The sequence below is a fragment of the Bacillus cereus group sp. BceL220 genome, assembly GCF_051776965.1.
Classification (GTDB): domain Bacteria; phylum Bacillota; class Bacilli; order Bacillales; family Bacillaceae_G; genus Bacillus_A; species Bacillus_A cereus.
In genome coordinates this window covers 17,006-42,403 of record NZ_JBPWBC010000016.1, presented here as the reverse complement: position 1 = coordinate 42,403, position 25,398 = coordinate 17,006, and the positions used below count along the sequence as shown (strand labels likewise).

Genomic DNA, 25,398 nt, shown 5'->3' with positions numbered 1-25,398 from the left:
GATGTTATCAATCTTTTGGGACATCCTCTTATCTCATTATTTATACGTGTTTTTTCATATCATCGGCAACAGATTCAACATTTGTACCTACGATAACTTGTACACTTGTATTACTTAATTTCATAACACCTTTTGCACCAGCACGTTTTAATGCTGCTTCATTTACTTGACCAGCATCTTTTACTTGTAAGCGTAGACGTGTTGCACAGTTATCAATAACTGTTAAGTTTTCTTTTCCGCCTAAAGCTGCTACGTAAGTTTCACCAATTGAACCTGCAACTGGAGCTTCTTCACCTTCAGCTACCTCCTCTTCGTCTTCACGACCAGGAGTTTTTAAATCGAACTTCTTAATTAAGAAGTAGAATACAACGAAATAAATTACTGCGTAAATTAAGCCGACTCCCGCTAGTAATAATGGTTTTGTTGCAATACCGAAGTTTAAGAAATAATCGATTGCACCGGCACTAAATGTGAAACCATCGTGAATACCAAGAGTTGTTGTAATGAATAAAGAAAGACCTGTTAATACAGCATGAATACCATATAATACTGGTGATAAGAACATGAATGAGAATTCAATTGGTTCTGTAATACCAGTTAAGAATGAAGTTAATGCTAGACCACCTAACATACCTGTAACCATTTTACGTTTTTCTGGTTTAGCAGCCGCAATCATTGCGAAACATGCTGCTGGTAAACCGAACATCATAACTGGGAAGAAACCAGTCATAAACATACCTGCTGTTTTATCTCCGGCAAGGAAGCGAGCAATATCACCATTTACAACATTACCTGCTGCATTTGTAAAGTCACCAAGTACGAACCAGAAATATGTGTTCATTACATGATGTAAACCAATTGGAATTAATAGACGGTTTAATAAACCAAATAGACCTGAACCAACTGCCCCTAAATTAACAATTCCATGAGCTAATGCATCGATAGCATTTTGAATTGCTGGCCAAATTTGTGCGAATAGAATTCCTAATATTAACATCACAACCGATGTAACAATTGGGACGAAACGTTTTCCAGCAAAGAACCCTAACCATTCTGGAAGTTTAATCTTATGGAATTTATTATAAAGAAGTCCCGCTATAACACCAACAATAATACCACCTAAAACTTTCATATCCACTTTAGTCGATAATTCGGCTGCCTTAGATACTTGTGTCATTGTATCTGCAAGCTTAGATGGATCAACATTAGCGCTATTACCTATTAAATCTTGGACTTTGCCTAATTTATCTTGTAATTCTACAGTAGAATATCCCTTACTAAGTGCATCAATACTGTTTTTCATAACTAGATAACCAATTGCACCTGCAAGACCTGCTGCACCACTACCATCAACTGAAAGACCGATTGCAATACCAATTGCAAAAATGAGTGCTAAATTATCAAAAACTGCTGCACCGGCCTGTGCCATAACAGGAATATCAAATACATCTGGTTGCCCTAAACGAAGCAATAATCCTGCTGCTGGTAGTACGGCGATTGGAAGCATTAACGCTTTACCAATACGTTGTAAAAACTGCAACATTTTAATTCCCCCTATCAAATTTATGAAATCGTTATCATTATAAGTACGCCTTAGAAAACGCTTTCTATTTACATAACCATAATAACATATAGTTGTATAGATGTGTAGTTTTTATTTTCGAATTTTTTATGGATAAATCTCCTATTTCCAAACTGTTATATAAAAGGGAAATTCTCCTTTTTTAATACAAAGGACTTGAAAGAACGACCTACTATAGAACATATAACTTTCGTTTTATCATTCCACTTTTTCATGTTATTATTTATTTCCGAGCATATCGGGAAAAGTAAACTTAGTTAATTCGAAATAGGAGCGTTGGTACTATGCAGTGCATTGAAACAAACAACTTACAACAGTTGTTAGAACAAGTAAAACCATATACGAAAAAAGGAAAACTTGCTACTTATATCCCCGAACTAGGAAATGCAAATCCAGACGATTTAGGGATTGCCATTTTCCATAAAGAAACAGAATATATCCATGCAGGCAACTCACAAACACTATTTACTCTTCAAAGTATTTCCAAAGTAATCACACTTGCCCTTGCCCTTTTAGACCGTGGTGAAGAATATGTATTTTCTAAAGTTGGAATGGAACCAACGGGTGACCCATTTAATTCTATTATTAAGTTAGAAACGACAAGTCCATCCAAACCCCTTAATCCAATGATAAATGCAGGAGCATTAGCTATTACAAGCATGTTAGCAGGAAAAGATAACGAGGAAAAAATGGAACGTATTCTTCATTTTGTACGTGAAATAACAGATAACCCTACTATTAATTATTCCTCTAAAGTTGCCGATTCAGAATTAGAGACAGCTTATCTAAATCGTTCGCTTTGCTATTATATGAAACAAAACGGTATTATCGATTGTGATATTGAAGAACTTATGGATTTATATACTCGTCAATGCGCAGTTGAAGTAAACTGCATCGATTTAGCACGTATCGGCTTAATTTTTGCAATGGATGGATATGATCCATATAAAAAGAAACAAATCATCCCTAAACATATTACAAAAATTTGCAAAACATTTATGGTCACATGTGGTATGTATAACGAATCTGGTGAATTTGCAATACGCGTTGGTATCCCTGCAAAAAGTGGTGTAGCGGGTGGTATTTTCGGCTGCGTAAAAGGCGATATGGGAATCGGCATTTTCGGACCAGCTTTAGATGCAAACGGAAATAGTATTGCTGGTTTTAAAATTCTTGAACTTCTTTCTGCTCAAGAAGGCTGGAGTATTTTTTAATCGCGAGTTATCCTGCTATACTAGCAGGATTTTTTATTTCACCAAAACCTCACTTTTGTCAGTTATCAATCCTCTTACAAAAACAGTGCTGAAAGTTTCTCTATATCATGCATATTTGTTCCCCCCTCCTGAATAATATAGTACAACCTAGCGCTATATGTGGAGGTGTGAAAGATGAAACTAATATTTCAAATGGGAAAACAACCTGTTCTTGAAAAAACAATCCTTCTTTTTATATTGAGTATTGTAGAAAGCTTGAAGTTAAAAGTTGTTTCACTCGACGAAGCTCACCGATACATATTCAATTTAGAAGTACTTGAATTATTAATGGATCGGAACATCGATGATCAAGTACTTGAACTTATTCATTTCGGGATGGGACTTGAAGACATTCATCATGTGCTTCCTGAAGAACTTGAGCATACTATCGAGGAATTAAAATGGCTTTGCATCCAAGTGTTAAGTGAATACAGTATGCATGAAGAATCAGAGCAATTAATTGAAGACATACGCTAAAAAGCACCTATGTAGTATGTAGGTGCTTTTTATTTATTAAGAAGTAAATATCCGATGTCGATATATGCAATTTATTCAAGTATTTCCGAGGAAATGCTCGAACATTGCTTTTCTATTTTCACAACAACTGATCAATCCCAATAAGTATTAATAACACTCCTGCAATAACCGTCGCCCATTTCCCTAAGTAAGCTGCTAAATATCGTTTCCCTACATATGCAAAACCACTTATGCAAATAAAACTAAACACCCCAGAAATAGTCGCTGTAAGCCAAAGATTTAAATTTGTTACCCCAGCATCAAACCCACCTGCAATATTATTAATAGATAATGCAACTCCTAAAACAAGTGCTTCAGAAAAACTAATTGTTTTAGATCCATCAAAATCTGCTTTTTCTGGATCACGTAAAATTCCCATAAGTACATTATCATCTTTAGAACCTACAGTATTTTTTTGACCCAAGAAAGGCTGACATAAAATAAACACCCCAATTATCCCTAAAACGATTGCTCCAATCAGGTTTGCTGTAAACTCTGAAATAAATAATGCAATCCAGTTCCCAAAAAATCCAGCTAGTAAAGTAAATAAAAATCCAAAGAATGCGATGATAAAATTGTTAAACCACGAAATACGAATTTTACGAATGCCATACGCAATCCCAACACCTGCATTATCTAAATTAGAAGCAATCCCAATTAAAAAAATTGAAAATAAGCCTACCGTATTCATAAATAGTCACCCCTTTTTCTCACTTTTCAATGCATATTATGAAAATGTTGAGCAACTGTGCCTGTCTGTTTCATATACTTGTAATAAATGCTCAACATTTTTTCAACACTAAAAAAGGAGTGCCTGCACTATGGCTAATGAAAACCCGAATGATCGGCTTGGTAAATTAATAAAAAAACTTTTAAAAGAACGCGCCTTATCTATGCGCCAACTAGGAATACTTACAAATATTGATCCTGCAACAGTCTCAAGAATTATTAATGGCAAACAACCGCCAAAACAAAAACATCTACAAAAATTTGCAGAATGTCTTCAAGTTCCACCCCAATTGTTATTTGATGAAATGTACCCTGATTCTCCTCACATTAATAAAGAAAAAACGGATATGTACACATCTCTTGATACCATTCAACAAACTTTACAATCCTCTAACTTATTCGATTTCGATTACACTACAACTCGCGTAAAACAAGAACTCGAAAATTACGAACGCTATGCCCAGACAACAGAAGGCGAAAAACGTATTCATGACAGTTTTGCAAGCAAATTAGAGCAAATTGATAGTGCTGGTCCTTTTATTGAACAATTAACAGATATGTATCAACAATTTTGTAATGAAACCATTTCAAAAGAAGAACGTGCAGTTCTTGGGAGCGCATTACTTTATTTCATTTTATCGACAGATATTATTCCCGACTATCTCTTTCCAATTGGCTATTTAGATGATGCGATTGCCGTTGAATTAGCAAAAGAGAAATTACTTGAAATGAAACGAAAGACATAGCAAAATAAAGAACTATTTCAGTTGTTTATATTCAACTCTGAAATAGTTCACTAAAAAATCGTACAAGTATACATACTCGTACGATTTTACTATACAAATCTATTTTTTCGTGTGGCACCATTCATATATAAATGTTGTTATCACTTTTGTAAATTCAATTAACTGTTCAATTTCAACTTTCTCATTTACAGAATGTGCTTCTTCTAATGTACCTGGTCCATATATAATCGCTGGAATGTGAAACTCACTAAACCAACCACCATCAGTTACCGTTGCAGACATATCTAAAATTGTATTTTTTGATAGAATAGACTCGTGTACTGAGCTAAGTTTTTTTACAGCTTTATGTTCACTATCTACTTCTAATGAAGGGAAAATTTCCCCACGATCTACAATCATTGATTCTCCGCCCCACTTAAATTGTGGCGGATTTTCACTTAACCATGGATCGGCAGCTGCCACCTTTCCAATATACTCTTCAATTTCGTTTATTATTTGTTCATGTGTTTCATTCGGATAGAAGTGCACTGTTATCCACAATCGGCACTCATCCGCAATAAACGCCGCATGCCTTCCTCCCTCAATAACAGCTGGATTAATTGTTGTTGTTCCAGATGGATAGCCTTCATATGTTTTCATAACTGCCCAGTGGCGCTCTAATTCTTGTAAGCTTTGTAAAATTTTCATCATTTTTTCAATCGCACTCGCTCCAAATAAACGTCCTCCAGCATGGATCATTTGTCTGCGCGTTGCATCATGAAACGTTTGTGGACTTTTCACTGTAATCCATCCAGTAATGACACCGCCTTGTCCTTGCATATGTAAATCGCTCGTATCCACTACTACTGCAAAATCAGCATCGTAACCCCTTTTGCAGCATTGAAGTGTACCTGCTTCTCCAACTTCTTCTCCAATTACCGATTGAAAAGTTAAATCTCCAGGTAATTCAATACCAGCTTCTTGTAAAAGTTGAATGGCAAATAGCGCTCCAGCCAGCCCACCTTTCATATCTGCTGCGCCACGTCCAACTAACCAGCCATCTTTTATAAATGGATCAAATGGATTTGTTTCCCACGCCTCATCTGCTGACACTTCGGCTACATCCATATGTCCATTAATAATAAGACTTTTATATGAGTCACTTTTTATCCCTTTTTTTACCCCAACAACATTCGGATCATTCGGATATACATCCCATTTATCAATACTAAAATTTCGTTTTCTTAAAAACTCTGCAACAAATTCTTGTGCTTCATTTGTATTTCTCGCTGGCGGTGCTGGTGTTTCAAAACGAATTAAAGTTTTTGTAAGTTCTAGTAATTCCTCTTTCCTTGAATCTATTTGTTTTAACAACTGCGAAACTTCTGGATTCATCGCTAATTCCCCTTTGCATACATAGTATGTTTCCAGCTTTATTTTCACAAAAAAAGAGACTGTTTACAATTTTACAGTCTCCTAATTAATCACTATTATAAACTCTCTACTTCCGTTGTATTTGTCTTTTCAATATGCTCTACATTACTTCCCTTATTTCTTGTAGCACGATAAAACAGTAAGCAAACAATCATAAATGGAATACCACAATACAATGCCATTCTTTGTTCTGGAATAAAGGCCATGCCAACGATTACTGTTAAATTTAATACTAACGCAAGAAGTGGTACAAATGGATACAATGGTGTTTTAAATTTCAAGTCCTTAACATCCCCGCCCCGCTTCATGTATGACCTTCTAGCTAATAAATTTGATAAAGCAATAGATGCCCAAACTAGTATCGCTCCGAATCCAGCGATAGAAAGCAGCCATAAATAAACTGTATCTTCCGCATAAATACCTGATAGTAGTGAGAGACACCCTACAATTGTGCTTACGATTAATGCATAAATAGGAACACCGTTTTCAGATAACTTTCCAAAAATTGGACTAATCATTCCTTGATTAGACATAGACCATAGCATACGCGAAGTTGCATATAATCCTGAATTCGCAACGGATAGTACTGCTGTAATAATAACGAAATTTATAATATCTGCTGCATAAGGAATACCAATTTTATCAAATACAACTACGAATGGACTTTCTATTACTCCTGCTTGCTGCCAAGGGAATAGTCCAGCAAGAATAAAAATAGATAGTACAAAGAAAACAAGTATACGCCAAACTGTATTGTTAATTGCCTTCGGGATCGTTTTCTCTGGATTTTCACTCTCACCTGCTGCAATACCAACTAATTCTGTTCCTTGGAAAGAAAAATTAACTGCAATCATTGTAATTAAAATGGCTGATAATCCATTTGGAAACAATCCACCATAATCAGTAAAGCTAGAGAACATTGGCGCTGGTTCATTCCCTTTCATATCTAGAAACCCAAACATTGCTGCCCCGCCCAAAATAATAAATGCAATAATTGTAATTACTTTAATACTTGCAAACCAAAATTCCACTTCCGCAAAACTTCTTGAAGATAACGCATTAATAGCAAAGAGCAGTACCGCGAACACTACACACCAAATCCATGACGGTACATCAGGAAACCAACGTTTCATCAAAATACTAACTGCAATTAATTCAATACCTATCGTAGCAGACCAGTTTAACCACGACATCCATCCCACTACATAACCTGCTGCAGGAGAAATATGCTTTGTCGCATACGTTTGATAAGACCCTGCGTCAGGCATCGCAACCGCTAACTCTCCAAGACAGAGCATCGTTAAATACATTACAAATCCACCGACAAGATACGCTACAATTGCTCCTCCAGGTCCAGCTTCATGAATCGTATAACCTGATCCTAAAAAAAGTCCTGTACCAATAACTCCACCGAGTGCAATCATAAATATGTGCCTACTTTTCAATTCTCTTTTTAATCCTTGGTTTTGATCCATCATATAAATCCCCCCTTTTCACTTTGCCAATCCATTTAATGTAAGCGTTTTTAAAATTCTTCACCGTAAAAATAATGATTTAAAAGAGCAAAAATACACATCACTTACATTAATCACTGCCTGTTACTAAAAGGTCATCCCTTACTGTTATTAATAACTTTTGATCAGCAATAGCTTGTCCTTCTACTACTTCTAATGATTCAATATAACCACTGATTCCTATCTTAATTTCTACTTTCTGTTTATCTATTGTTTCAATTAACGCTAATTTCTCCCACTCGTATACGTAAGAACTTTCCGTAACAAATAACTTCTCTACTTTTCCATAACAAGGACTATACACACCTTCTATAACTGTCTTCACTTTATAAATCCCTCCCTCTTATTAATTGACACCGAAACGTTGTATATCCTGTAAAAATTCATATTCTCCCCTCTAGAGATTTCAAATATTATTTATGCAAAATGCGTACCAAGTCTCTAATTCATATATTAAATGAGAGTTTTACACAAAAAAGCGTGCACAACCGCAAAATTTTTCTATCATTTGAAAAGTTTTAAAAGGAAAATAGCAAAAAAATTTTGCGGTTTTATAAGAATTTTAATAAAATTATAAAAAGTCAGTCTTCATAGGGTGAAATGAGGAGAAGATAATCTATGCGTACAGAAGACATTAATTTTAAACAGATCATTGAAATGAACATGCTATATGAAACTTTACTCAATGAACTCGATATCGGGATTCATATTATTAATGAGGAAAGTAAAACGATTATCTATAACCGCAAAATGATGGAAATTGAATCAATGGAACGCTCAGATGTATTATATAAAAGTCCTTTAGAAATATTTGCATTTGAAGAAAATAAAAATAGTACTCTTATAGAGGCATTAAAATTAGGAAAAACAAACAAAAATATAAAACAAACGTATTTTAACAATAAAGGACAAGAAATTACAACGATTAACGATACTTTCCCTATAATAGAAAATGGAAAAATTAAAGGCGCTATTGAAATATCAAAAGAAATTAGTAACTTAAAGCAAACAATAAGAATGGGCCCTTCTCGAAAACAAAGTACTAAATTTACCTTTGATCACATAATTGGTGATTCTGAAGCTATTCAATCAATCATTACTGAAGGAAAAAGAGTAATTCGTACATCTTCCTCCATACTTCTAGTAGGAGAAACAGGCACTGGGAAAGAACTATTTGCACAAAGCATCCATAATGAAAGTCAGCGTTCAACAAAACCCTTTATTTCACAGAACTGTGCCGCTATACCTGATACACTCATGGAAAGCTTATTATTCGGTACAAACCGAGGTGCATTTACAGGAGCTATCGATAAAGCTGGTTTATTTGAAGAAGCGAACGGAGGAACTTTGTTATTAGATGAAATCAACTCATTAAGTCCAGCACTTCAAGCGAAGTTACTACGAGCTATACAAGAAAAAACAATACGAAGAATCGGAGGCACACACGAAAAAGAAATTGATGTTCGTATTATAGCAACTATCAATGAAGATCCTTTCGAAGCCATCGCACATAATCGATTAAGAGAAGACTTATATTACCGATTAAGCGTCGTTACTTTATGTCTTCCGCCTTTACGTGAAAGAAAAGAAGATATTCTAGCTCTTGTTCAGCACTTTATTGAAAAATATAATACTCAATTCGGGCTAAACGTAACCGATGTAGATGTAAATGTAAGAGAATTTTTCTATGCATACGATTGGCCTGGGAACGTACGGGAGTTGGAACATATAATTGAAGGTTCCATGAACTTAATAGAAGATGAAACCATCATTACAGCGTTTCATATGCCTACTCGCTTCCGTGAACGAATAAAAACAGAATTCAATATGCAACATGCACTAACTAATCACAATACTGATGCACCAAAAACTTTAAAACACACAATAGAAAAAATGGAAAAGAACTACATTAACCAAATTCTTAAAGAGAATCATGGCAACATCTCACAAGCTGCAAAATTTTTAGGATTAAGTAGGCAAAACTTACAATATCGAATTAAAAAACTGCATTTACACATATGAAATGAACATGTCTCCAAGTGTAAAAACAACTTGGTAAAATATGTTATAATAAACATATAACATGCTAGAAAGGGGCTATATATATGAGTAATGATAAAAAATTAAAGTTATTACAATACTTATACTTTTTCCCTGCCATGCTCTGTATGATGTTATTCATTAATGCCGATGTAAGCAGCTCTCCTTATGCAAAACTATTTGGAACAATTAGCGGCTCCTTTGCAGCTATTATGCTTGCTGCTTTTTGGAATTTGAAGATACGTATAAAAAAAGAGAAATCTTCGTAATACTAAAAAAATCGAGCTACTTAGCCCGATTTTTTTATTTGCCATTAAAACTCAACATTCTCCAAATACAAACCACTCGCCTCAGCAAGACAATTAATTTGATTACGTTGTTTCGCCTCTAGAATTTGTGGAATTGCTTCAGCATCTAATTGTCCTAATCCAACTTCAATTAATGCTCCAACAATTTTTCTTACCATGTTATGAAGGAAGCCGTTACCACTTACTCTAATTTGTACAAACCCTGCCTCTTCCATCACATCAAGTGTATATACTTCTCGAACCATAGATTTTTTCTTTGATTTCGCATTTGAAAAAGCAGTAAAATCATGTGAACCAACTAAATGTTTCGCAGCTGCTTTCATGCTTTCCACATTTAATTTTTTATTCACATGCATGCTGTATTTACGCATAAATGGATTTGTATGCTCTTCATTCCAAATTTTATACAGATATGTTTTTGCTTTAGAATTGTAACGAGCATGGAAACGATCATATACTTCTTCCACATTCGTAATGCTAATATCATTAGGTAAATATTGATTTAAATATTTTTTCACTTTATGTTCCACTAACTTCTCATCACTTTGAAAGTTAGCAACTTGATTCAAAGCATGTACACCAGCGTCTGTTCTACTACAACCGATAATTTCAATTTCTTTTCCGATCATTTCAGATATGACACTTTCGATTTTTCCTTGAATCGTATTATCGTTATTACCGAGACGTTGCCATCCTTTAAAACGTGCACCATCATACTGAATCGTTAATTTATAATTATGCATAATATTCTCCTTCATAGAAAATATTCCCTCATACCATGAGGGAATATTAATAAACTTTACTTTCTAACAAGCTTCACTACATTTTCTACGTGAGCTGTATGCGGGAACATATCAACTGGTTGCACATACTCCACTTCATAGCTCTTCATTAATGCTTGTACATCACGTGCTAATGATGAAGGATTACAAGACACGTACACAACTTGTTTCGGCTTCACTTTTAAAATTGTTTCCAGTAATTTATCATCGCAACCTGTACGTGGTGGATCGACAACAATTACATCTGGACGCCATCCTTCTTTTACCCATTTCGGTAACCATTGTTCAGCTTTACCTGCTTCATATTTCGTATTTGTAAATCCGTGACGCTGCGCATTTTTTCTTGCATCTGCAATCGCTTCTGGAATTACATCCATACCACGTACTTCCGCTGCATCATTTGCAAGCCAAAGTCCAATTGTACCAACACCACAATACGCATCTACAATTTTCTCATCGCCTGTTAACGCAGCTGCTTTTTTCGCTTCATTATATAAAACAACTGTTTGTTCTGGATTCAACTGGAAGAATGCACGTGCTGATAATTCAAATGATAAATCGCCAAGTGTTTCTTGAATTACTTCTTTTCCAGCTAATTTAAATGTTTTGTCTCCAAAAATAACAGATGTTTTACGCCAGTTTACATTTTGCATAATTGATTTAACCGCTGGCATCTGTTTTTGTACTTCTGCAACAAATTGTTCTTTATTTGGTAATTCTTCTTTTGTTGTAATAAGTGTAACTTGTACTTCCCCTGTTTGAACTGCAGTACGTGTTACAATTGTGCGTACTAAACCTTTTTGTTTTTTCTCGTTGTAAATAGAAACATTTAATTTTTCTAAAATACGTCTTACAACTTTTGTCGCTTCATTCGTTGCTTTATGTTGAATCATACAGTGAGCAATATCAATTAACTGATGTGAGTTTTGTTTATATAGCCCTGTAATAACCTTTTCGTCTTTACGCCCCACTTGTAATTGACTCTTATTACGGTAATGCCATGGATTTTCCATGCCAAGCGTTGGACGAATTTTCTCTTCCATACTGTTTTTCATGTACTTCTCAAATGCTTGTACAACGATATCACGCTTTTGATTCAATTGTTCTTTATAATCTAAATGTTGCAGCTGACAACCGCCACACTCCTCATATACTGGACACGGTGCTTTCACACGATGCGGTGAAGCTTTACGAACTTTTTTCACTTTCGCTTCAGCGAAGCCACGCTGAATTTTCGTTGTTTCTGCAACAACTTCTTCTCCTGGTAATGCCCCTGGAATGAAAACAACTTGTCTCTTAAAATAACCAACGCCTTCTCCGTTAATCCCAAGACGTTTAATTGTCACAGGAAACGTTTGACCAACTTCCAACTTACTCTCATGTTGCTTTTGTATCATTATTACACCTCTACTCTATACTTTTCCATAAATATAACGCTGCATAACTGCAGTATGGTTCACACTCTTGTTTCACTTTTTCTAAAAATACATCATCAGGTTTATCATCTAATTGAAATATACCTTGCACTGCACGCTGAATCCCAATGTCCGCTTTCGGGAACATATTTTTCCGTCCAAGCCCAAACATTAAAAAGTTTTGCACTGTCCATGCACCAATTCCCCTAATTGGCAACAATTGTGCTGAAACTTCTTCTTCCGTCTCATTTTCTATACTCGCTAAATTTAATGTACCACTGACAATACTTCGACCTAATCCTACTATATATTCAGCCTTTCGCTGACTAAACTTCTGCTCTCTCAATTCTTCTATTGAAATATTTGCTACTATTTCCGGAGTGGGGAAAAAGAATACACCGTTCTTCTCTGTTCCATACCGTTTCACAAATTGTTCTGTTAACACAGTAGCAAATTTCAAATTTATTTGTTGGTGAATGATACAGCGAAGAAGACAAGCAAAATAATCAAATTCTAAAATAATTGGAGTATAAGCATATGTTTCAAATAGTGGACGTAATGATGTGTTTAAAAAATGATTTTGTATATCTTGAAACGGTTCATTCCAATGAAAAATGGCTCTCATTCGTTTCATGACTTTCTCCGGATTTCCTGTCTGACTAGAAATCCAAAACTGTGGATTTTGAACAGTACCAATCCCTTGTAAGCGAACAATAACCTGTTCCTCATCTATACAAAGCGGGATATAAATGACTTTCTCATCTAATTGAATGACGTTAAGAGGATCAAAAGATAAACGTTTTAATACTTCTTCAAAATGATACGGATACTCTAACGTAACATGTTCGCTCCACATACGTTTCCCCATCCTTTTTACACATCATTATAGCATGAGAAAACCGTAAGCATACATGCTTACGGTTGATTGCCTTTTACTAAGTCATCTAGACTTTTAAAATGATACCCTTTCTCGCGCAAATCATCAATGATTTTTGCAAGTGCTTCTGCATTATCTTTTGATATTGCATGAAGTAATAAAATAGATCCTGGATGAATCATCGTCATAACATTATTATGCGCATATTGCCATCCTCTTTGCTGATCCACTTTCCAATCCAAAAATGCAAGTGACCAAAATACATTATAGTAGCCCATTTCTTTCGTAAGAGCTAACGTTCTTTCACTAAATACACCGCGCGGAGGACGTACATATTTCACTTCTTTTTGCCCAGTTACTTTTTTAATTTCTTCCGTTACACTCGTTAATTCTTCACGAAGCTTCTCATCATTTACCGCTGTAAAATCAGGATGACTCCAAGAATGATTTCCAATAATGTGTCCTTCATCCTTCATTCTTAACAATAAATCTTTTTGTGTTTTAATGTAATGCCCCGTTACAAAGAAAGTTGCTGGTACTTTTTTCTCTTTTAATACATCTAAGATTTTCCCTGTGTATCCATTCTCATATCCATTATCAAATGTTAAATAAATATCTTTTTTCTTCGTATCTCCTAAATAAAACCCGCCATTTTTTTGCAGTAAATCCGTATATAACTTTCCTGCATCTGGTACTGTTTCATTTTTAGGACGCGGGATTCCCCAGTTATGTGGAGTATTTGTATAAGCCAATGCCGAAACTGGAACAAGTGCCATCATAATTGAAAAAATGAGACCGATATATAACCATTTATATTTCATAAATAGTCTCCTTTCCATATATAATCGTACCTGTAGTTTCTGTTTACTTACTTACTTTCATGCTGTGCATGTTTTTCTATATATACCAAAAAATGCATCTCGAAAGATTCGAGATGCATTTTTGTTTATTTAAATACCGGCTCTTTAAAGCTCGCTAATTTTTCAAGTGATGTTTTATCAACATCTGCATGTAAACTATTACCATGAGAGTCCATCGTTACAACTGCTTTAAAACCTTCAATGCGTAAATGCCACATTGCTTCTGGAATACCAAATTGTAAGAAATCAACATCTTTCACTTCTTTAATACATTCAGCATAATATTGCGCCGCACCGCCAATTGCGTTTAAGTACACGCCGCCGTGTTCTTCTAAAGCCGCTAATGTTTTCGCACCCATACCGCCTTTTCCAATAACAGCGCGAATACCAAATTTCTTCATAATATCGCCTTGGTACGGTTCTTCACGAATACTTGTCGTTGGACCTGCCGCTTTAATTTGCCAATTGTCATTGTCATCTTTCACAACAACTGGACCACAGTGGTAAATAATTTGTCCATTTAAATCTACTGGACAATCATTATCCATTAAATGCTTATGGATTGCGTCACGACCTGTATACATCATGCCATTAATTGTTACAACATCACCAACGCGAAGTCCACGAATTTGCTCTTCTGTAATTGGTGCTTGTAATACAATCTCACGTTGCTCTGTTTTTTCTTGTGCTTCATGCTGAAGTGTATCTTCACCTTCTTGATATAACCAATCCATAATTTCACCTGTTTCAGGATGGATTGTTACACCTAGGCGGCGATATGCCCAGCAATTATACGCCACAGATACGTAGAAGCTAGCCGGCAGGCGGTTATACACGCCAATTTTACAGCCCAGTAAAGTTGTTTCTCCACCAAATCCCATTGTACCAATGCCAAGCTTATTCGCATTTTCTAATACGTACTCTTCAAGTTGTTGTAACTCTGGTACTGGATTGACATCATCTAATGTACGGAATAATTGATTTTTTGCTAATTCATAACCTGATGTGCGGTCTCCCCCGATACCAACACCAATTACACCAGCACTACATCCTTGACCTTGTGCCTGGTATACTGCATGAAGAAGGCATTTACGAATTCCTTCTAAATCACGGCCAGCTCGTCCAAGTCCTTCTAGTTCACACGGTAAGCTATATTGAATATTTTTATTCTCACAGCCACCACCTTTTAGGATTAAACGTGCATCAATATAATCTTTTTCCCATTGTTCAAACTTAATAACCGGTGTACCTGGTCCTAAATTATTTCCACTATTGTCTCCAAAAAGAGAGTCAACAGAATTTGGACGAAGTTTACCATCTTTTGTCGCCCGCTCAAGCGCATTATAGATAGCTTCCTTCAACTTTAATTGATTCACACCAACTGGTGTATAAATTTTAAACGTTGGCATCCCTGTATCTTGGCAAATCGGTGAGATGTTATCATCAGCCATTTTAATATTATTTGTAATTGTGCCAAGTGCCATCGCAGAACGAGTCCCTGCATTTTCTCGCTCTTTCGCTTGTTGAATCGCACGACGAACATCTTTCGGTAAGTTCGTTGACGTTTCAACAATTAGTTGATACATGCTTTCTTGAAGCTTTTCCATTGTTACTTCCCCCTCAATTGTGAACGCTACCAAAACGTTATGAGCTGAAAATTCCATTGTTATGCTCTTTAGCTTTTTATTTGTTTCACGCTATTAAAGCATAAATGAAATTTTTCACAACTTGATTATACCTCTTTTTCTATCGTCCTTCTATTATCCGCACAGAAAAAGGCTACCAAATTGGAATTGGCAGCCTTTTTAATATATTATTCGTCTTTTTTAAATTGCTCACATTTTAATTCTAATTCATCTAACATTGCAAGAAGACGATCTACATCTTCTAATTCTACTTCTTCAGGTTCAATTGTATCAATTACTTCAATGAACATATTTAAACGCTCTTTTAAATATACTAATTGTGTATCTTTATCTTGAATTGCTTTTCCCATGAAGGCACTCTCCTTTTAATTCGAGTTGCTTTTATTATACCGCAAAAATGATTGCTATGGGCATGAAATTTCATCAATTTTGTCACAGTCATCCACTATAATGTAAGCCCTCTCTCTTTTCACGCTAAAAAGTTTCACTTTATAAAAAGCACATATTCTTCTATTATAGAGAATGGACAAATTGTTATTTCAATAGTCAAAGGAGTATTTCATATGACGATATCACAAAAAATGAAGCCGATTACTCCTTCTTACGATCCATGGGAAGCGTATATGGACCTTGAAGAGTACGGCAAACTACTATTAACAAATGTTGAATTTACAACGACGACGTTATGCAATATGCGCTGTGAGCATTGCGCTGTTGGTTACACGTTACAGCCGAAAGACCCAAATCCGCTTCCGATGGATCTTTTATTAAAACGATTAGATGAGATTCCTCATTTACGTTCTTTAAGTATTACTGGCGGAGAACCTATGCTTTCAAAAAAATCCGTCGACAACTATGTAACACCACTCTTAAAATACGCCCATGAACGAGGCGTTCGCACTCAAATCAACTCTAACTTAACTATAGATTTAGCACGTTACGAACAAATTATTCCTTATTTAGACGTGTTGCATATCTCTCATAACTGGGGAACAATTGATGACTTCGTTGAAGGCGGATTTGCAATGATGGAGCGTAAACCTACTTACGAACAACGTGCAAAATTATTCGAAAGAATGATTACAAATAGTAAGGCTCTATCAGATGCAGGTGTACTTGTATCGGCCGAAACAATGTTAAACAAAAGAACTCTACCACATATTGAACATATTCACCGTCAAATCGTCGAAGAGATGGGCTGTAAACGTCATGAAGTTCACCCAATGTATCCAAGTGACTTCGCGAGTAATCTAGAGATTTTAACAAAAGCTGAAATTCGTGATGCTATTGAGCATTTACTAGAAATTCGTGATGAAAATGTATGGATGTTATTTGGAACGTTACCTTTCTATGCTTGTAGCGATGACGAGCGAGACATTGCCACATTTAAAAAATTACAAGAGAGCAAAAATGTCACTGTTCGTAATGATCCAGATGGCCGTTCTCGTTTAAATGTAAATATTTTCGATGGAAATATTATTGTAACGGACTTTGGTGATGTTCCACTTCTAGGAAACATACAAACAAACACATTACAAGAAGCATATGACAAATGGAGTGCTTCAAAAACAGCAAAATCATTAAGCTGTCACTGTCCTGCAGTAAAATGTCTTGGACCAAATGTTCTTGTAAAAAACAGCTACTATCCGACAGAAGATTTCTTATCAAAAACAGCAAACATTACATTATAAAAAAACGTCAGCTTATAAGCTGACGTTTTTTTACGTTATTGCGAGTGGGAAGAAGAAATGAATTTAAAAAATAAATGATCATGAATTGGAATCGCCGCTCCAATTCCTTGAGAAGTAATATTTTTCACAACAAGTCTTTTTTGATTTCCCTTTAATACAAGATACACTTCTCCAAATGTTACTTTTCCCTTTTCATTTACTGCTGGTGTATAAGCGTATAAATATCCGAGTTGACTCGGACTAATATTATACACACGCTCATGTCCAGTACCATAACCAATAGTTGTTTTAAACGAAAGGGGCAATTGTACTTTTTCAAGCGCTTTGAGAAGCATCATTTTTTTCACATCTGCAGCATCTTTCATATCTGCTGTTAAATCGCCTTCAACCGTCTTTTGTGTTTCTTGCTTATAGCGAAGTGGATATAAACGGTCTCCTCCGCGATTATCATACACATTTCGATTCACTTGTTTATATTCCCAATTAATCGATGTGTCTACTGATTCATAATGTAAAGCCCATTGACCTAAATAAATTTTTGCCCGGTACCCTACTGCAAGCGGCGCATTTGAAATTGTCGTTTCATTAAACATCCGAATTAAGTCTGGATTTTCAATTTTAATATTAGCTGTTTTCAATAGTTCTTGAGCAAACTTACTTGGCTGTAAACGTGGCAAATCTTGCGCATCATTTGGAAATGTATTGTCTTTTGAAATATTTAAAACAGATGAAGGCATTTTTGTTCCTACTGTTGTCTTTGCAAAACTCATGTTAGGAAATAATAAAATAAACGAGACCATAGTTGAAAGACATATGCTGTATACTCGTTTCACCTGTCTGGCTCCTTCCTATGTAAAGGTATATATACTACTTTGTTTATTGTTTTCTCTGAGCACAATTGTTATGCCTATTTTTCATAATAAATAAAAACCAATTCCCATAATGACATACGCGGCTAGTAAAGTGCCGCCTTCAAACCAGTTTGTATCTCCATCATTTGAAATCGCAATCGTTAAGAAAACGGCTGTAATCATAGATACAAGTTCTGGTATGGTAAATACTAAAGGCATCCTCTGCGCGAAGAACATAGATAGCAATACTAGTACAGGAGCAACAAACATGGCGATTTGTAATGTAGAACCTATTGCAATTTCGACTGCAATATTTACTTTATTTTTATAAGCCATAATAATTGCAGATGCATGTTCCGCTGCATTTCCAACAATTGCAACGATAATAACCCCTATAAATAATTCTGACCAACCAAATGATTTTGCAACAGTTTCAAAAGTATGCACGAGCGCCTCTGATACATAAGCTACCGCCAGTGTTGCTATCGCTAAAATAAGGAGTGCCTTCCCTTTCGACCACTCTGGCTCTTCTTCATGCGCTACTTCGTCACTTTTATGTTGATATACACCACGGTGCGTAACTAACTTAAATAGTAATGCAGCAATGTACATGATAATCATAATAATAGAAACACCTATACTTAATTGATACGTCTTGCCAGCGTCCATCTTCATTGAAAAGATCTCTGGAATAACAAAGGCCACGACAACAGCAAATATTAATAAAGCTGAATTATGCCTTGCATCGTAAACGTTAAAGCTTTGCCTTTTATATTTAAGTCCACCTACAAAGAAGGATAGTCCTCCTACTAATAATAAATTTCCAAGTACAGAACCCGTTAAAGAAGCTAACACCACTTCAATTAACCCCGCTTGAAGTGCAAAAATTGAAATGATAAGTTCAACAGCATTACCGAAAGTAGCATTTAATAATCCGCCTATTCTAGGACCAGATACAATTGCTAAACTCTCTGTTGCTCTCCCCATAAAACCAGCTAACGCGATAATCGTAATACAATACACAGCGAACATAATTGTTTCTGGCCAATGAAGTGTTTTTCCAAGTACAGATAGTGGTACACCTATAAGTGCTACTATAAGAAATATTTTATTAAACATGCTTTTCACCCTTCCATCGTATGTATTTCTCCACAATATTATTATTATTCTTCTCCTAACTTGTCCGATTTCATCACAATTACGTTTAAAAAATCGGATTGAAGAAAACAGTATGAAAGATATTTAAATTATCTTGTTTAAACAGACAGAATTATAAATTGTGAAAAGGGGTTAAAATTATGCACTTAAAAGAAAAAATCGCAACTATTATTCAAGGTCAACGTACCGGTGTATTATCTACAGTACGAAATGAGAAACCTCATAGCGCCTTTATGATGTTTTTCCATGAAGATTTTGTACTGTACGTTGCAACAGATCGACAATCAAAAAAGATAACAGATATTGAAAACAATCCTAATGTCCATGTATTACTCGGACGAGAAGGGAAAAAGTTAGATGAAGATTATATTGAAGTTGAAGGATTAGCTTCAATTGAGGAAGACTCGACATTAAAAAACAAGTTTTGGAATAATAGCTTAAAACGTTGGTTACTCGGCCCCGAAGACCCTAATTACGTATTGATAAAAATCAATCCCGACACAATTTATTACATTGATGGTGCCGGTACGACGGAGCCTGAGTTTTTACGACTATAAAATAAAACAAGCCCCCTTAGGTGGGCTTGTTTTGTCGAAAAGTTCTTTTGAAAAAAACAATAAAATAGGTGGAACTTTCTAAAGATTCTGTTATATAATAACATTAACTTAAATAAACTGTATTAAAACAGATTGAGAGGAGAAATAAAATTGATGAAGAGAGAAGAACGCAAAAACATGATTGAGTTTATTGAAAAGAAAAAAGGGATTGAGCGTGACGAATTACTGTTTATGACAGACGATGAAGTAGAACATATTTATAATGTAACGTACTTTTTATATGAGGAAATTGCAGAGTAGTATAATAATCCCCACCTTATTAAAAATATAAGGTGGGGATTATTTCGTTATTTAGCCCACTATTTACAGGCAGTAAAACTCCCACCTTAAAATTCAGGTGGAGCAAGAAGTTAAGTTGAAGTCGTGCTTCCTATAAACCTCAATTGCTTCAACTTTATACATGAGAATCATTTTCATGTATAATACTGTAAGATTGGAGGGATTTTACTATGAGTTCGTGGCTCTTATTTGCACTATTATCAGCAATTGCTGCTGCCCTTGTATCGATTTTTGGAAAGTTTGGTTTAGACGGCATCGATGCAAACGTTGCAACAACAATTCGATCTATTATTATGGCATTATTTATGATAGGCGTTATTATCATACAAGGTAAATTTCAAAATATCGGCGACGTACTGCTAAATAAAAAAGCACTGCTATTTATCACATTAAGTGGGATTGCAGGTGCTTCGTCATGGCTATTTTATTTTCTTGCCCTCAAAACAGGAAAGGTTTCACAAGTAGCTCCTGTCGATAAATTAAGCGTCGTATTTTCTATCATTCTCGCTATGATTATCCTCGGTGAAAAGTTAAACTTTATGACCGGTGTTGGTGTAGTCTTTATTACAGCTGGTGTATTATTTATTGCTTTCAGCTAAAAAAACCGCTATTAGCGGTTTTTCTTTTTCTTTATGTACAACCATACAACACATGTAACAACTGCTGAAATTAATAAAATCCATATTCCATAATGATGTAAACTATACTCAACGAAGCGCCACTTCTCGCCTAACTTCCAGCCAAGCCCAATAAAAACACTTATCCAAATGAGCGCACCACCGTAAGCGTACAAACAAAAACGCCAAAGTGTCAAATTTGATACCCCAGCAAAATATGCTGTTAAATGACGTACTCCCGGTATAAAATAACCAATCATTAAAAGAAATGGCCCATATTTTTCAAATAAAATATGTGTTTTTTCAATGTGATGTTCTTTAATTCTAATTTTCGGCCCATATTTCTTTAAAACAGGGAGCCCAAGTTTTAAACCTAATATGTAGCTTAACGTGATCCCTAACATCGCACCAGCCATCCCACTTAAAAAAGCAGCAGTTCCTGACATAACTCCTTTTGAAACATTATAACCAACAAAGGTCAATAAAAACTCGTCTGGTATCGGTAATCCGACAATCCCACCAGCCAAAGCTATAACAATTCCAAAATAGCCATAATGCGCGATTAACTCGCCAATATGTTGTTCCATTCGGAAGACACATCCTATGCACGATCGTTATTCCACATTTTACCCTTTCTATCTTTAAGGCAAACATGGTATACATATTCACTATACATTGTTTTTATAATGAACTCTACTTCTATTCTTTCCTTTAACAGAGATAAAATTAAACTTCAATCCGCGTGGGTTTTCTTCATCCTCTACTGATTATTAGCCTACATCCATCAGGCTTCTACAGGTATCTCGCCTCCGACATAATTCACTTACATTCACTAATTTTGAGATTAGATTCTTACTGCCTGCAAATGTCCTGATAAAAAATAAAAATTCATATGCGTGTTTTTTTGTTACAATAAAGGAAAGTTACTTTTCGCAACGGTTTAACTCTCAAGAAAAATGATATATCTAGCAAAAACATAGTTTGGTCTATATAATACAACTTCTACCTATTAAAAGAACATGAACCCTTTTACATACAACATCATTTTTCTAAATTATACAGGGGGGAACGAACATGACCATTGAAAATCAATTTATTCAAAAAGTTTACTATAAAACATTTTTAACAGAAGAAACTTCTACTCCTGCATCGGAAGTACTCGGTGAAGCATATATAAATGAATCTAAAAATGAATTCTCCAACATTTCTAATATTCGATTTGCTCAAGGTGAATTTTATTATCAAAATAAAGATTTTGAAGCAGCTATATTTAAATGGGAAAAAGTTAATAATACTCTTGCACTTTGGGCAACAAAAAATATTGCAGATGCTTATTTTGAACTAGGATTCCTACCAAAGGCAGAAGAAATTTATCAATCTATTCAAACAGAAGATACAACTCTTACGATGGAAGTTTCATTACAACTTCTTTCTCTTTATATCGAACAAGATCGTTTAGGACTTGCTTTTAAGACGATTAGTGAAGCTGTTGCATTCCAACCGGATTACCCAAATATTACTGCAATTGCACGTTCTTTCTATGAAAAACAAGAAGATTGGAACAACGCTATCGAACTAGCTGTTCAAGAAGGTATTCGAACACAATCTTTACACTGGTTTGATACATTAATAAATTACATAAACAAAGGATTTACTAAAAATATTAAGCCTGAATATTTCTATGAGTCTTTAAAAGCTCTATATGCTGTTGATCAAGCTCAATTTAAAGAACTTGTTATTGCTCTTTGGAATAGCTACCAACATGAATCCTTATACCTTCCTTGGATTCAAAGTATTAATCATTTATTCTTGCATATTGAAACAGACAATAATGACGATTGGAATGAAATTTCTACTCGCTATCAAGAAACATACTTTGCATTAATTACCGGAAATCATTTTATGCATGAATTAAACGGACTTGTACCAAATCTATTAACAAATTGGTTCAGTTTAACGAAAGCAAAAGATTCTCTAGTTGTCTCTGCAGCAGTATTAGCATGGAATGAAGTCTCACCTACAACTTTAGAATCATTACTCGTAAAAAGTGCTGGATCCTTACTTTCTAATACATCAGCTGAAGCAGATGTAAATATGGAAACAGTTTCTCATTTATTCGAAACAATCGCTGTATGGGCTGAGAAAAATGATGTAGATTTAAGTCATCAATTTACGCTACTCGTCCATGAACTATGTGATTTAAATGTCACACCACTACTAATAGCTGGAACTAGTGACCATGATAAAACATCATTTGTTAATTCAATATTAGGAGAGAACATCTTAACTGAAACTTTAACAACTCCTATTCTATTTAAAGACGCTAGTCAAACTGAAATAACAGAATTTACCGAGTTAGATATCAGAAATATCTCTAACCTTGATGAATTCCATCAAATAACGGCTACATCTGCTCAGTCAGAACTTGAGAAAAAATGTATAGAAATTAAGCTACCAAGTAGATTTTTAAGAAAAAATAAGTTTACATTTCTTATTACACCATCCATTCAAGGACAATTGGATAAAAACAATGCATACTTTGAATACTTACAAGCAGCAGATAGCCTTGTTTACGTATTAAATTCTTCTTCACCATTGCATAGTGAAGAAATTGATACGTTAATTTATTTACGTGAACAAGTACCAAACTTACAAATTCACTTCGTATTACACACAAATAATACGACTACTAATGAAAAACTAATTAGTAAACTTAAAGTACATTTTCCAGATGCACAATTCTTCCCATACTCTCCTTCGCAAGAGAGTAGTCAGCAACTTGGAGATGTAACAGAATCTATTCTCTCTAATCTTGCAAAACGCGATATAGAAAAAGAACGTATAGAAAAGCTAATATGGTTTACGCAAAAGACAATTGCTTATCTCATAAATGAACGTGTGGAATTAGAAAATACATTAGTAAAATCCGTACGCTGGAATAAACACATCTCAGTGAAACTTACTGGATTTATTAATAACCTTACTGCTCTTGAAAAAGATAAAATTCGCTCTATTACCGAATCCTATCTTTTAACGAAAGAAGAAATTACACGAGATATACATTCTCAAATTCCTGAATTATTACAGAGCTGCTCTGATCTTGTTCAAGAAGATAGTGATTTCAAACTAGTTCATGAAGAATTAAATGCTGCAATGAATGAACGAGTTCAAAAGCATGTACAACAGGTACTTCTTCCTAAATTTACTGGGTCTATTCAAGAATGGATTGAAACAGCACATAATGAATTTATTCAAGCTCAAGCTTATTTAGATGAAATGAGTGAAACGTTTAATAAATTATATAAAGAAGAACGTATGAAACTTCCTTGCGATTTCAAATTATTAGATGATTGGAATCGAGATGTTGTACGAATGACAAATCGAATTACAGTAACGAACATCAATATTTTATTACGCTTTACACCAACACAGTTTTTCTTAAAAAGTGCCGGAAAATTATTTGGTAATATGCAAAAAAACCAATCTATGCTCGCCAACAAATATAAACAATATATTGAAACAGAAGACTATACAGAAATTGCTCACACAATTTCAAAACAATTCTTCCTACAATTTGAAGTATTTGAAGGTGCATTAGAACGTGATATCATGATGTTCTTTAAAGATCCACTTAGCATATTGAAACAAAATGTGGATGCAGCTCAACTTGAGATAAAGGAAGACGAGCAAACATTAGCAACGCTAAGAAGCAATCCAGAAACATATCATGATCCTTTAGCGCTATTTAAACTACAATTGCTACAACATAAATTTGTTTTAAGTACTACAAAGAAACATGAAGATATCTTTGTATCTAACGAATCTCCTACTGTTTAACAAAAAAACCAAGCAAACTAAAATTTGCTTGGTTTTTTACTTTATTATCTTCATATTTTCAAACGGATAATAAATGCCTGCTAACTTACCTAACACATCTTCTCTATCAATAAAACCTAAACCATTTCTACTATCTTTACTTATTAAGCGATTATCTCCCATAACAAAAATCTTATTTTTAGGAACTGTAATCGGTCCAAAGTCCTCTGTTAAATTCATAAGTTTTTTTTCTGCTTGTTTTTTATTACTATCCAAATACTCTTCATCTATCACTTCAGAATTCACATATAATTGATCATTTCTCATCTCAATTATATCTCCAGATAATCCAATCACTCTTTTGACATAAAAATTATCTGTTTTCACAACAATAATGTCTTCTCTCCCATAGCTTTCAAATTGTTTTGCTAACTTATTAACAATTACCTTATCTCCATCTTGCAACGTCGGCCTCATGGATGCTCCTTTTACAGTCGTCGGAAAAAACACAAAAATTTTCGCCAAAAACACCAATAAACACGCAATTGCAATAGTTCCAAAGAATTCACGCCAACGTTTTTTCTTTTGCATCATTTCACCAACTCATCATCTTTTTACTTTTATTATAAATAATACGACCGATGATTTTCTACAAAATTCTGAATTATAAAATTATAATATTAGAAAT

At 34.7% G+C, this 25,398-nt stretch carries 25 protein-coding genes and 1 pseudogene; 10 read left to right on the top strand and 16 right to left on the bottom strand.

Annotated elements, in window-relative coordinates; all coding sequences use genetic code 11:
• Window positions 1-40 precede the first annotated feature (40 nt).
• Together nagE and ACS2FK_RS26250 are read right to left on the bottom strand one after the other, a co-directional pair.
• Window positions 41-1,543, bottom strand: coding sequence for an N-acetylglucosamine-specific PTS transporter subunit IIBC (gene nagE, locus ACS2FK_RS26255; RefSeq protein WP_000938907.1), 1,503 nt, complete (start codon window positions 1,541-1,543; stop codon window positions 41-43).
• A gap of 141 nt (window positions 1,544-1,684) precedes the next feature.
• Window positions 1,685-1,797, bottom strand: a pseudogene (locus ACS2FK_RS26250) (transcriptional regulator).
• Window positions 1,798-1,866: 69 nt separating this feature from the next.
• Between ACS2FK_RS26250 and glsA the strand changes: the two are divergent.
• Entirely contained in the window at window positions 1,867-2,796 is a 930-nt protein-coding gene (gene glsA, locus ACS2FK_RS26245; protein WP_001149850.1) for a glutaminase A, read from the top strand.
• A gap of 174 nt (window positions 2,797-2,970) precedes the next feature.
• Window positions 2,971-3,312, top strand: coding sequence for a DUF3969 family protein (locus ACS2FK_RS26240; protein WP_000766603.1), 342 nt, complete (start codon window positions 2,971-2,973; stop codon window positions 3,310-3,312).
• Between the two features lie 118 nt (window positions 3,313-3,430).
• Here ACS2FK_RS26240 and ytaF read toward each other — a convergent pair whose 3' ends face one another.
• Window positions 3,431-4,042, bottom strand: coding sequence for a sporulation membrane protein YtaF (gene ytaF / locus ACS2FK_RS26235; protein ID WP_001098787.1), 612 nt, complete (start codon window positions 4,040-4,042; stop codon window positions 3,431-3,433).
• A gap of 130 nt (window positions 4,043-4,172) precedes the next feature.
• Here ytaF and ACS2FK_RS26230 point away from each other — a divergent pair, with 130 nt between their 5' ends.
• Window positions 4,173-4,826 (top strand): DUF1232 domain-containing protein, encoded by a 654-nt coding sequence (locus tag ACS2FK_RS26230; protein ID WP_001262773.1) that lies wholly within the window; start codon window positions 4,173-4,175, stop codon window positions 4,824-4,826.
• Window positions 4,827-4,925: 99 nt separating this feature from the next.
• On the opposite strand, the gene ACS2FK_RS26225 is transcribed toward ACS2FK_RS26230, so the two are convergent.
• The 3 genes from ACS2FK_RS26225 to ACS2FK_RS26215 form a co-directional block, all read right to left on the bottom strand.
• On the bottom strand, window positions 4,926-6,200 hold the full coding sequence (locus ACS2FK_RS26225) for an acetylornithine deacetylase (RefSeq protein WP_001067761.1): 1,275 nt from the start codon (window positions 6,198-6,200) through the stop codon (window positions 4,926-4,928).
• A 95-nt stretch (window positions 6,201-6,295) separates the two neighbouring features.
• Window positions 6,296-7,717, bottom strand: a complete 1,422-nt coding sequence (locus ACS2FK_RS26220; RefSeq protein ID WP_000969245.1) for an amino acid permease — start codon at window positions 7,715-7,717, stop codon at window positions 6,296-6,298.
• A 106-nt stretch (window positions 7,718-7,823) separates the two neighbouring features.
• On the bottom strand, window positions 7,824-8,078 hold the full coding sequence (locus ACS2FK_RS26215; RefSeq protein ID WP_000859489.1) for a biotin/lipoyl-containing protein: 255 nt from the start codon (window positions 8,076-8,078) through the stop codon (window positions 7,824-7,826).
• 293 nt (window positions 8,079-8,371) lie between these two features.
• Between ACS2FK_RS26215 and ACS2FK_RS26210 the strand changes: the two genes are divergently transcribed.
• Both ACS2FK_RS26210 and ACS2FK_RS26205 read left to right on the top strand, forming a co-directional pair.
• A complete protein-coding gene (locus ACS2FK_RS26210) occupies window positions 8,372-9,775 on the top strand; it encodes a sigma-54 interaction domain-containing protein (RefSeq protein WP_001258420.1) in 1,404 nt (467 codons plus the stop codon).
• An 83-nt stretch (window positions 9,776-9,858) separates the two neighbouring features.
• Complete coding sequence (locus ACS2FK_RS26205; protein ID WP_000063858.1) at window positions 9,859-10,062, top strand: hypothetical protein; 204 nt, start codon at window positions 9,859-9,861, stop codon at window positions 10,060-10,062.
• A gap of 44 nt (window positions 10,063-10,106) precedes the next feature.
• Here ACS2FK_RS26205 and truA read toward each other — a convergent pair whose 3' ends face one another.
• The 6 genes from truA to ACS2FK_RS26175 form a co-directional block, all read right to left on the bottom strand.
• Window positions 10,107-10,844: a tRNA pseudouridine(38-40) synthase TruA gene (gene truA, locus ACS2FK_RS26200; protein ID WP_048538466.1), complete on the bottom strand. Its 738-nt coding sequence runs from the start codon at window positions 10,842-10,844 to the stop codon at window positions 10,107-10,109.
• A 56-nt stretch (window positions 10,845-10,900) separates the two neighbouring features.
• On the bottom strand, window positions 10,901-12,280 hold the full coding sequence (rlmD, locus tag ACS2FK_RS26195) for a 23S rRNA (uracil(1939)-C(5))-methyltransferase RlmD (protein ID WP_063546356.1): 1,380 nt from the start codon (window positions 12,278-12,280) through the stop codon (window positions 10,901-10,903).
• Window positions 12,281-12,290: 10 nt separating this feature from the next.
• Window positions 12,291-13,154, bottom strand: a complete 864-nt coding sequence (locus tag ACS2FK_RS26190; protein ID WP_000269416.1) for a DNA-3-methyladenine glycosylase family protein — start codon at window positions 13,152-13,154, stop codon at window positions 12,291-12,293.
• 59 nt (window positions 13,155-13,213) lie between these two features.
• Window positions 13,214-13,996: a delta-lactam-biosynthetic de-N-acetylase gene (pdaA, locus tag ACS2FK_RS26185; protein ID WP_000875956.1), complete on the bottom strand. Its 783-nt coding sequence runs from the start codon at window positions 13,994-13,996 to the stop codon at window positions 13,214-13,216.
• Window positions 13,997-14,121: 125 nt separating this feature from the next.
• On the bottom strand, window positions 14,122-15,642 hold the full coding sequence (gene fumA / locus ACS2FK_RS26180) for a class I fumarate hydratase (RefSeq protein ID WP_000413530.1): 1,521 nt from the start codon (window positions 15,640-15,642) through the stop codon (window positions 14,122-14,124).
• A gap of 206 nt (window positions 15,643-15,848) precedes the next feature.
• Window positions 15,849-16,031, bottom strand: coding sequence for an SE1561 family protein (locus tag ACS2FK_RS26175; RefSeq protein ID WP_000513558.1), 183 nt, complete (start codon window positions 16,029-16,031; stop codon window positions 15,849-15,851).
• A gap of 213 nt (window positions 16,032-16,244) precedes the next feature.
• On the opposite strand from ACS2FK_RS26175, the gene yfkAB reads away from it, so the two are divergent.
• Window positions 16,245-17,372 (top strand): radical SAM/CxCxxxxC motif protein YfkAB, encoded by a 1,128-nt coding sequence (gene yfkAB / locus ACS2FK_RS26170; RefSeq protein ID WP_000156022.1) that lies wholly within the window; start codon window positions 16,245-16,247, stop codon window positions 17,370-17,372.
• 35 nt (window positions 17,373-17,407) lie between these two features.
• Here the strand turns inward: yfkAB and ACS2FK_RS26165 are convergent, their stop codons facing one another.
• Window positions 17,408-18,205 (bottom strand): YfkD famly protein, encoded by a 798-nt coding sequence (locus ACS2FK_RS26165; RefSeq protein ID WP_002083605.1) that lies wholly within the window; start codon window positions 18,203-18,205, stop codon window positions 17,408-17,410.
• 81 nt (window positions 18,206-18,286) lie between these two features.
• The gene (gene cax, locus ACS2FK_RS26160) at window positions 18,287-19,342 is read right to left on the bottom strand and encodes a calcium/proton exchanger (protein WP_000482131.1); all 1,056 of its coding nucleotides are present in this window, start codon (window positions 19,340-19,342) and stop codon (window positions 18,287-18,289) included.
• Window positions 19,343-19,521: 179 nt separating this feature from the next.
• On the opposite strand from cax, the gene ACS2FK_RS26155 reads away from it, so the two are divergent.
• From ACS2FK_RS26155 to ACS2FK_RS26145, 3 genes are all read left to right on the top strand, one after another.
• Window positions 19,522-19,938 carry a pyridoxamine 5'-phosphate oxidase family protein gene (locus tag ACS2FK_RS26155; RefSeq protein ID WP_000550219.1) on the top strand — a complete coding sequence of 139 codons (417 nt, stop codon included), beginning with the start codon at window positions 19,522-19,524 and terminating at the stop codon, window positions 19,936-19,938.
• A 153-nt stretch (window positions 19,939-20,091) separates the two neighbouring features.
• Entirely contained in the window at window positions 20,092-20,238 is a 147-nt protein-coding gene (locus tag ACS2FK_RS26150; protein ID WP_000817786.1) for a BH0509 family protein, read from the top strand.
• A gap of 209 nt (window positions 20,239-20,447) precedes the next feature.
• The gene (locus tag ACS2FK_RS26145; RefSeq protein ID WP_000100295.1) at window positions 20,448-20,876 is read left to right on the top strand and encodes an EamA family transporter; all 429 of its coding nucleotides are present in this window, start codon (window positions 20,448-20,450) and stop codon (window positions 20,874-20,876) included.
• Between the two features lie 11 nt (window positions 20,877-20,887).
• Here the strand turns inward: ACS2FK_RS26145 and ACS2FK_RS26140 are convergent, their stop codons facing one another.
• Complete coding sequence (locus tag ACS2FK_RS26140; protein WP_000434878.1) at window positions 20,888-21,481, bottom strand: DedA family protein; 594 nt, start codon at window positions 21,479-21,481, stop codon at window positions 20,888-20,890.
• 487 nt (window positions 21,482-21,968) lie between these two features.
• On the opposite strand from ACS2FK_RS26140, the gene ACS2FK_RS26135 reads away from it, so the two are divergent.
• Window positions 21,969-24,731 carry a tetratricopeptide repeat protein gene (locus ACS2FK_RS26135; RefSeq protein WP_023520995.1) on the top strand — a complete coding sequence of 921 codons (2,763 nt, stop codon included), beginning with the start codon at window positions 21,969-21,971 and terminating at the stop codon, window positions 24,729-24,731.
• A 36-nt stretch (window positions 24,732-24,767) separates the two neighbouring features.
• On the opposite strand, the gene lepB is transcribed toward ACS2FK_RS26135, so the two are convergent.
• A complete protein-coding gene (gene lepB, locus ACS2FK_RS26130; protein ID WP_000983309.1) occupies window positions 24,768-25,304 on the bottom strand; it encodes a signal peptidase I in 537 nt (178 codons plus the stop codon).
• Window positions 25,305-25,398 lie beyond the last annotated feature (94 nt).